This window comes from Pseudomonas brassicae (assembly GCF_010671725.1).
GTDB lineage: Bacteria > Pseudomonadota > Gammaproteobacteria > Pseudomonadales > Pseudomonadaceae > Aquipseudomonas > Aquipseudomonas brassicae.
On record NZ_JAAHBU010000141.1, the window covers coordinates 1 to 5,941 of the forward strand.

Sequence of the window (5,941 nt, forward strand, 5' to 3'; positions counted from 1 at the left end):
CCGGGCGATGCGCGCAAGGCCGCGCAGGCGGCGCTAGCCAGCGGCATCAACAACCCGGCGCTGCACGCCGAGGCCAAACCCCCGGCAGCCGGCGCACGCCGCGCAAGCGCGACACTGACGCCCTACCAGAAAGCCTACCCGCTGGCCAAACGGGCGTATGAAGCGCTGAACGCCGACCGACCACAGGACGCCCAGCGCGACGCCGAGCAGGCGTTTCGCATCGACCCGAGCCAGGGTGCCTGGGCACTGTTGTGGGTCGATGCACTGGAAAACCAGGAAAAATGGAGCCAAGCGTCCCAGGCGGCCGCTACCGCCATTGCCCTGGGCGCTCCGAACCGTGGCGACCTGGAGGGCCGTCGCCAGGCGCACAGCCGCCACCACGCGGTGAGCTCCGCACAGCGGGCCTACCAGGCACTGGCGCAGCAGCGCAACGCAGAGGCGCAAAGCCTGGCGCGCGAAGCCATTGAACTTGCTCCAGAAGTCGCCTCCTACCGGCTGCTGCTGTTGAGCACCCTGCTTCAGGAGCATGCCTACGCAGCCGCCGAGACAGCCGCCACCGAAGCACTTGCCGAAGACGATGAAAACACCATCATGCGTGTCTGGCGTGGCTACTTGCGACAGTTGCAGGGCCACCCGCAGGCGGCCAGGGAAGACTTCGACGCCGTGCTGGCGCAAGACTGGCTCGACGAAGAACAACTGCGCAATGTGCGCCTGATCGCCATCGACGCTGCGCTGGCCGACAACGACAGCCAACGCGCAGCAGGCCTGCTCGAACCCTTGAGCAGCGATGACGAGGCCGCCAACACGCGACGCAAGCAACTCAAGCCGTCGCGCCAAGCGCCCAAGGCCCTGAACACCACGCTCTACCCGATGCCGAGCATGTCGTGTACAGACGGCTTTTATGGCACCCAGTGCGAACTGCTGCCCGCCGATACCCAGCCCGGCACTCAGGACAACGCCACCCAGGCCTACGCGGCCTATGCACGCCAGGCGTATGCCGAGGCAATCACTCAGGCGCGCCTGGCGGCCGCACACAGCCCCGGCAACGCCGAACTGCAACGCTTGCTGACCACCACGCTGTCGGCAGGTGACCAGCTGCAGATGCGCGAAGCCGCGCAGCGCTTGTCGGCAGCACTGGCGCAAGACCCGCAAAACACCGACCTGCTGATGCACGTGGCTACCTTTACCAGCGCATGCGCCAGCCGGGCCTGGCCCTGGAGGATTTTCGTGCGGCCAGGCGTACCGGCAAGGCCGCCCCTGGCGTGGTGCTGGATGAGGCCTATGCCATGGCGGCGATGGGCGACAACCCCGCGGCGGTACGCCGGCTGCGCCATGCCATCGACATGGATGATGCCGGCACCCTGGCGCTGGACGGCGAACGCGAGATCGAGTTCTGCGAACACGACCGCCCCACCGTCACCCTCGACGCCCACGGCCCGCTGAGCATCGAGGTGGAGGCGGTGCTGGCCTATGCCGCGCGCCATCGCCTGCTGGCGGTGGGCCGTGAACACCCGCAACACCCTGCGAACCATCCGTGCTGAGACAACCCTGGAGAACAACAAGATGTCCACTCACCTGAGCACCGAACAACTCCTGCATGCCTACCAGGTCATGCGCACCATCCGCGCCTTCGAAGAGCGCCTGCATGTGGAGTTCGCCACCGGCGAGATCCCCGGCTTCGTGCACCTGTATGCCGGCGAGGAAGCCTCGGCCGCCGGGGTCATGGCGCACCTGCGCGACAGCGACTGCATCGCCTCCAACCACCGCGGCCACGGCCACTGCATCGCCAAGGGCGTGGACGTGCACGGCATGATGGCCGAGATCTACGGCAAGAAGACCGGCGTGTGCGGCGGCAAGGGCGGCTCGATGCACATCGCCGACCTGGAGAAGGGCATGCTCGGCGCCAACGGCATCGTCGGTGCCGGCGCACCGCTGGTGGCCGGGGCAGCGCTGGCTGCCAAGCTCAAGGGCACCGACGACGTCGCCGTGGTGTTCTTCGGCGACGGCGGCTCCAACGAAGGCGCGGTGTTCGAGGCAATGAACCTGGCCGCGATCATGAACCTGCCGTGCATCTTCGTCGCCGAGAACAACGGCTACGCCGAGGCCACCGCATCGAACTGGTCGGTGGCGTGCGACCACATCGCCGACCGCGCCGCCGGCTTCGGCATGCCCGGGGTGACCATCGACGGCTACGACTTCTTTGCCGTGCACGAAGCCGCCGGCGCTGCCATCGAGCGCGCACGCAGTGGCCAGGGCCCGTCGCTGGTGGAGGTCAAGCTGACCCGCTACTACGGCCACTTCGAAGGCGACGCGCAAACCTACCGTGCCCCGGACGAGGTGAAGAACCTGCGCGAGACCCGCGACTGCCTGATGCAGTTCCGCCAACGCACCACCCGCGCCGGGCTGCTCAGCGAAGCGCAGCTTGATCAGGTGGATGCCCAGGTCGAGGACCTGATCGAAGACTCGGTGCGCCGCGCCAAATCCGACCCCAAACCGCAGCCTGCCGACCTGCTCAGCGACGTGTACGTCTCGTACTGAGCCAGCCGCCCCCTACAACAAGAACAATCGGAGAATCATCATGGCGAGAAAAATCAGCTACCAGCAGGCCATCAACGAAGCCCTGGCCCAGGAAATGCGCCGCGACCCCACGGTATTCATCATTGGCGAGGACGTGGCGGGCGGTGCCGGTGCACCGGGTGAGAACGACGCCTGGGGCGGCGTACTCGGTGTCACCAAGGGCCTCTACGGCCAGTTCCCCGGCCGCGTGCTGGATGCCCCGCTGTCGGAAATCGGCTATGTCGGCGCGGCAGTCGGCGCCGCCACCCAGGGCCTGCGCCCGGTGTGCGAACTGATGTTCGTGGATTTTGCCGGCTGCTGCCTGGACCAGATCCTCAACCAGGCCGCCAAGTTTCGCTACATGTTCGGCGGCAAGGCGGTGACCCCGCTGGTGATGCGCACCATGGTCGCGCCGGCCTGCGCGCCGCCGCCCAGCATTCGCAGATGCTCACCTCGCTGTGGACCCACATCCCCGGCCTGAAAGTGGTGTGCCCGTCCTCGCCCTACGACGCTAAGGGCCTGCTGATCCAGGCCATCCGCGACAACGACCCGGTGATCTTCTGCGAGCACAAGCTGCTCTACGGCATGCAGGGCGAGGTGCCGGAAGAGGTGTACACCGTGCCGTTCGGCGAGGCCAACTTCCTGCGCGATGGCGACGACATCACCCTGGTGACCTACGGGCGCATGGTTCACCTGGCCATGGAGGCGGCCGCCAACCTGGCACGCCAGGGCATCGACTGCGAGGTGATCGACCTGCGCACCACCAGCCCGATGGACGAGGACAGCATCCTCGAAAGCGTCGAGAAGACCGGGCGCCTGGTGGTGATCGACGAAGCCAACCCGCGCTGCTCGATGGCCACCGACATCAGTGCGCTGGTGGCGCAGAAAGCCTTCGGCGCGCTCAAGGGGCCGATCGAGATGGTCACCGCGCCGCATACCCCGGTGCCGTTCTCTGACGCGCTGGAAGACCTCTACATTCCCACCGCCGCGAAGATCGAGGCCGCCGTGCACACGGTGATGCAAGGGAGGAACGCGGCATGAGCCAGATCCACACCCTGACCATGCCCAAGTGGGGCCTGTCGATGACCGAAGGGCGCATCGACACCTGGCTCAAGCAGGAAGGCGAGCACATCAGCAAGGGCGACGAGGTGCTGGATGTGGAGACCGACAAGATCTCCAGCAGCGTCGAAGCGCCATTCAGCGGCGTGCTGCGCCGCCAGATCGCCCGCCCCGACGAAACCCTGGCGGTGGGCGCGCTGCTGGCGGTGGTGGTCGAGGGCGACGCCAGTGAAGACCAGATCGATGCCGTGGTGCAGCGCTTCCAGGCCGAGTTCGTGCCCGGTGACGGCGCCGAGCAGGACAGCGGCCCGGCGCCGCAGAAGGTCGAACTGGACGGGCGCCGGGTGCGCTACTTCGACCTCGGCGAAGGGGGTACGCCACTGGTGCTGGTGCACGGTTTCTGCGGCGACCTGAACAACTGGATGTTCAACCATCCGGCACTGGCGGCCGAGCGTCGGGTGATCGCCCTCGACCTGCCGGGGCATGGCGAATCGGACAAGCAGTTGCAACACGGCGACCTGGACGAATTGAGCCGCAGCGTGCTGGCTCTGCTCGACCACCTGGACCTGGAGCGCGTGCACCTGGCCGGGCACTCGATGGGCGGTGCGGTGGTGCTGAACCTGGCGCGGCTGGCGCCGACCCGGGTGCAGTCGCTGTGCCTGATCGCCAGCGCCGGGCTGGGGCGCGAGATCAACGGCGGCTACCTGCATGGCATCGTCACGGCCGGCAACCGCAATGCCCTCAAGCCACAGATGAGCCAACTGTTCTCCGACCCTGCGCTGGTAACTCGCCAGATGCTCGAAGACATGCTCAGGTTCAAGCGCCTCGAAGGCGTCGACAGCGCCCTGCAACAACTGGCCGAGGCCCTCGCCGCCGGCGACGTGCAGCGTCACGACCTGCGCGCGGTGGTGGCGCAGCAGCCGACGCTGGTGCTGTGGGGCAGTGACGACGCGATCATCCCGGCCACGCATGTCGATGGCCTTGCGGCCGAGGTCGAGATCCTGCCGGGCCAGGGCCACATGGTGCAGCTGGAGGCTGCCGAACAGGTCAACGCGCGCCTGCTGGCGTTCCTGCGCGCGCACTGATTACCGCCGCGCCGTCGCCCCTGCGGCGGCGCTTTCCGTGAACTGCTGGGAGATAACAATAATGAATGACCTCTCCAACCCCGTGGGCAGCATGCGCGCCGCCGTGTGGCATGGCCGCCAGGATATCCGCGTCGAAAGCGTACCGTTGCCCGCCGACCCGCCGCCGGGCTGGGTGCAGATCAAGGTCGACTGGTGTGGCATCTGCGGTTCGGACCTGCACGAATACGTGGCCGGGCCGGTGTTCATCCCGGTCGAGGCGCCGCACCCGCTCACCGGCATCCAGGGCCAGTGCATCCTGGGCCACGAGTTCTGCGGCGAAATCCTCAAGCTCGGCGAGGGCGTGCAGGGCTACGCCGTGGGCGACCCGGTGGCGGCCGACGCCTGCCAGCATTGCGGCACCTGCTATTACTGCACCCATGGCCTGTACAACATCTGCGAGCGCCTGGCGTTCACCGGTCTGATGAACAACGGTGCCTTCGCCGAGCGCGTCAATGTGCCGGCCAACCTGCTGTACCGCCTGCCCGAAGGCTTCCCGCGCGAGGCCGGGGCGCTGATCGAGCCGCTGGCGGTGGGCATGCATGCGGTCAAGAAGGCCGGCAATCTGCTGGGCCAGACCGTGGTGGTGGTGGGCGCCGGTACCATCGGCCTGTGCACCATCATGTGCGCCAAGGCGCGGGCGCGGCGCGGGTGATCGCGCTGGAGATGTCCACCGCGCGCAAGGCCAAGGCGCTGGAGGTGGGCGCCACGCGGGTGCTGGACCCCAAGCAGTGCGACGCGCTGGCCGAGATCCGTGCGCTGACCGGCGGGCTGGGGGCGGACGTGAGTTTCGAGTGCATCGGCAACAAGCACACCGCCAAGCTGGCCATCGATGCGATCCGCAAGGCCGGCAAATGCGTACTGGTGGGGATTTTCGAGGAGCCCAGCGAGTTCAACTTCTTCGATCTGGTGTCGACCGAGAAGCAGGTCATGGGGGCGCTGGCCTACAACGGCGAGTTTGCCGACGTGATCGCCTTCATTGCCGACGGACGGCTGGACATCAGCCCGCTGGTGACCGGGCGCATCGGGCTGGAGGGGATCGTCAGTGAAGGGTTCGAGGAACTGGTCAACAACAAGGAGCAGAACGTGAAGATCATCGTGTCGCCGGCGCGGCTGTAGGCTTGGGTCGGCGTTGAATCTTTCGCTGGCAAGCCAGCTCCCACAGGTTCTGCACCGCACTCAGGATCACCGCTGTCCCTGTGGGA

At 67.2% G+C, this 5,941-nt stretch carries 2 protein-coding genes and 3 pseudogenes; all 5 read left to right on the forward strand.

The window, feature by feature from the left end:
- Positions 1-1,253: 1,253 nt before the first annotated feature.
- Positions 1,254-1,541, forward strand: a pseudogene (locus G3436_RS11355) (ATP-NAD kinase); the annotation flags it as partial.
- A gap of 22 nt (positions 1,542-1,563) precedes the next feature.
- Positions 1,564-2,538, forward strand: coding sequence for a thiamine pyrophosphate-dependent dehydrogenase E1 component subunit alpha (locus tag G3436_RS11360; protein WP_163944837.1), 975 nt, complete (start codon positions 1,564-1,566; stop codon positions 2,536-2,538).
- A gap of 40 nt (positions 2,539-2,578) precedes the next feature.
- A pseudogene (locus G3436_RS11365) lies at positions 2,579-3,597 on the forward strand (alpha-ketoacid dehydrogenase subunit beta).
- Complete coding sequence (locus tag G3436_RS11370) at positions 3,594-4,700, forward strand: acetoin dehydrogenase dihydrolipoyllysine-residue acetyltransferase subunit (protein WP_163944840.1); 1,107 nt, start codon at positions 3,594-3,596, stop codon at positions 4,698-4,700. The pseudogene G3436_RS11365 and the gene G3436_RS11370 overlap by 4 nt, the downstream one beginning before the upstream one ends.
- Before the next feature lie 91 nt (positions 4,701-4,791).
- Positions 4,792-5,855 (forward strand): annotated as a pseudogene (locus G3436_RS11375) (2,3-butanediol dehydrogenase).
- Positions 5,856-5,941 lie beyond the last annotated feature (86 nt).

Excerpts from the sequence above, each read along its gene's own strand:
- G3436_RS11360 (WP_163944837.1), top strand. The coding sequence starts at position 1,564 with ATGTCCACTCACCTGAGCACCGAACAACTCCTGCATGCCTACCAGGTC.
- G3436_RS11370 (WP_163944840.1), top strand. The coding sequence starts at position 3,594 with ATGAGCCAGATCCACACCCTGACCATGCCCAAGTGGGGCCTGTCGATG.